Here is a 3108-nt window from a genome sequence, read left to right on the forward strand (position 1 = left end):
TGGCCGCGTCGAACAGCGCCTGCGCCTGCTGCTCGCCCCACTCGTTGCGGGCCTGGGCCAGGGACTGGAACACCGCGAACGGGCTGATCCCCACACCGCCGCCATCGGCCATGAGCTGGGTCAGCCCCGGCCACGCCCCGGAAATGTTCGCGATCTCGTCCAGCACCAGCGACAGCGGCGGGTCCAGCCGATTCCCCGGGGACTTCGCCGCCAGCTCACGGGCACGCTCGGTGATGGCATCCATCATGGCGATCAGGAACGGACCGGCACTGGACCCGCCTGTCTTCGTGCCCACGATGTACAGCGTCCCGGACTCCTTCAGGAACTTGTCGATGTCCAGGACCTCCTCGAACTCCCCCGGACGCAGCACATCACGCACCTCCGGCACCGACAGGCCCTTCACCGCGCCCTCCACACCGAACCACTTCGACTGCAGCAGCTTCGGGTCGCCCTCGATGATGCCCTTGAGCACCAGGTTCCAGTTCATGGCCGCACGCGGGTGCTCCGAGAGGATGGCCACGGCCTCCTTCGCCTCGGCAGGGTTGTTGCCCCAGCGCATGAGGTCATCGACTGTCCGGCCCCCCAGCGCCGCGGCGTGCAGCAGACACTCCATGATCGTGATCGCCGGCGCCTGCCACTCCGCGTTCGAGGACGAAGACCCCAGCCCGGAGGCACCAATCAGGGACGCGGCCCGCTGGTTCGCCACACGCGGCTCCTGGCACCCCGTGATCGGGGACCACTTCAACGTCGAGGGCTGACCGGTCAGCCCCTGCGGGTCGAACAACGCCACCGGCCCCTTCGCCCGCCGCATCTCCGCCGTCGCACCCAGGTTGTCCGCGCGCGAGCTCGTCGTGATCACCGGCCCCGGCGCGTCCAGGATCGCCCCGATCAGCAGGTGCACGCCCTTGCCCGAGCGCGGCGGGCCGATCAGCACCAGCGACTCCTCGTAGGAGGCGTACACCTCCACACCCTCAGCCTTGCCCAGGCGCATCGCCCCGTCAGTGATCTTCGGCTTCTTGATCGAGGGACGCACCTTGCCCACCCGCTTCACCACAGCCCGACGGCCCACCGCGCGGGCGATCTCCGCCCCACGGGCCAGGCCCTCACGCTGACGCAGGTCCTTGATGAACTTCTTCTCCGACTGCTGGTACCGCACCCAGGCCGACACGCCCACCACGGCGGCCACGAACACGACCACGCCCATCCCGACCAGCCAACCGATCACCCCGGCCTTCGTGGCCGTGCACCCCGAGGCCGTGGCCCCGAACGCCGCCGGGTCCCCGGACCCCAGGAACCCCAGCGTGGCGAACAGCGAGACCGGCCGGGTCGGCGCCCCGCAGTGCACCCGCCCAGCCAGGAACCCTGCCGCCAGGTAGGCCGCGAACAGGCCCATCACCGGCAGCATGATGAACAGGACGATCCGCTCCTTCTCGTCCAGCGCGTGCAGCGCGGAGTTGTCCTCACGCCTCATGACCGGCCACCAGAGCTTTCTTCTTGTCCATCCGCTCGTCCGTGTCGAACAGCGGCAGCTCCGCGTTCGTCAGCTCGTTCTTCACCTCGAACGAGGAATCCCCCAGCCGCCACAGCCCCGTGCCCTTGGGCAGGGACCGCACCAGGGACCGTTCCCGGTCCGAGAGCTCCATCTCCGAGGTCGTCACCGACAGCGCCGAACGGTCCTGCCGGTAGATGACCTTCACGTCCGCGTCGGCCAGCAGCGACTTGGCCATGGCCGCCATCTTCGAATTCTGGTCGCCGGCCATGTCCAGGTCCGCGATCTTGTGCAGCACGAGGATGTTGAAGATGCCGTAGGCGCGGGCCAGCTTCCACTGCTCGACCATGCGCCGCAGGTCCGCCTCCGAGGAGATGTTGTCCCAGCCCTCCTCGTAGATCACGATCCGCTGCCCGCCGTCGCGGGTGGTGATCATCGCCTCGGTCCAGGCGCCGGCGCAGGCGTTGACCACGCGCACCGCCTCCGGGGACGCCCCCCGCAGGGCGGAGGTGTCGATCGATGTCGCCCGCGCGCCCGCGTCCAGGGTGGCCGTCGTCTCCCCGTCGAACATGCCGGCCAAATCGCCCGAGGACACACGGGCCAGAGTCATCATCATCACCGACGCCGCCTCGGCGGCCATGGCGTCCGCATCCGCGCGGCGGGCCTCCAGCGCGGCGATCACGTCGGGGATGACAGGCACCCGGCCCTGTTCCGTGGCGGTCTCCACGGCGGTGTCCAGGGCGGCGGAGAGCACATGGTGCTCGGGGCTGGTCAGGTCCCGGTCGGTCAGGATCCGGGCCAGGGTCACCAGGATCGACATGCGCCGAGTCCGGACCATCATCTCCCAGGCCCGGTCGGTCATCGGCTCCCCCTGCACGTCCGTGGAAGGGCGCACCCCCGGGTCCAGCGGGTTCAGGCGCGTGTCCAGACCCGGCCCGACCTGGATCACCACCCCGCCCAGTCCCTTGACCACACGGGTCCACTCGCCCTTCTTGTCCGAGGCCACCGAGAGCTTGCGCCCGGCCAGCACCTGCCGCACCGCCAACGACTTCGCCAACGACGACTTGCCCGTGCCGACCTGACCGAACAGCATCATCGACATCCCCGAGATGATCCCAGCCTCGTACAGGCTCCACGGGTCGAAGCAGAACGCCCCACCACCATGCTGATCCCGCCCCAGATACAGGCCCGCCGCACCGATCCCCGGCCCGGCCACGAACGGGTACGCCGTCGAAGCCGTGTGGCTCGTCGTCCGCACCGGGCGCGGCGCCAGCACCCTCGCCCCTCGCAGGTTCTGCCCCCCGGCCGGACCCCACACGCTGAACTCGCGCTCCGGGAACTTCTCCAGCTCCTCAGCCTTACGCTCCGCCGCGCGGGTCTTCGCCTGCTCCTTGCGCAGAGCACGCGCCGCCGACCGGGCCTGCTTCGCCTCGTCCTTGTCCGGGCCGATGAACTCCACCATGAACTGCTTACCCGCCATCACAGCTTCACCATCCCGAACGGCAGCGCCGCCGCCATGAACCCCGAATCCTGCTCCAGATACAACGGACGCAGCTCACACCCGGCCGTCACCGCAGCCGTCAGCACCTCATTCGACGCCGCCTCCAGCTCCGAGGACG

2 protein-coding genes are annotated in these 3108 nt (G+C 69.5%); both read right to left on the reverse strand.

Translation table 11 applies throughout. The features are described 5' to 3' along the window. On the reverse strand, window positions 1–1471 hold a 1471-nt coding region (locus tag Q4D18_RS11380), incomplete at its 3' end, for a type IV secretory system conjugative DNA transfer family protein (protein WP_303128503.1). Further along, window positions 1461–2969, reverse strand: a complete 1509-nt coding sequence (locus tag Q4D18_RS11385; protein ID WP_303128505.1) for a conjugal transfer protein TraC — start codon at window positions 2967–2969, stop codon at window positions 1461–1463. The genes Q4D18_RS11380 and Q4D18_RS11385, both read right to left, overlap by 11 nt. Window positions 2970–3108: the final 139 nt, after the last annotated feature.

This window comes from Micrococcus sp. (assembly GCF_030523875.1).
Lineage (GTDB): Bacteria > Actinomycetota > Actinomycetes > Actinomycetales > Micrococcaceae > Micrococcus.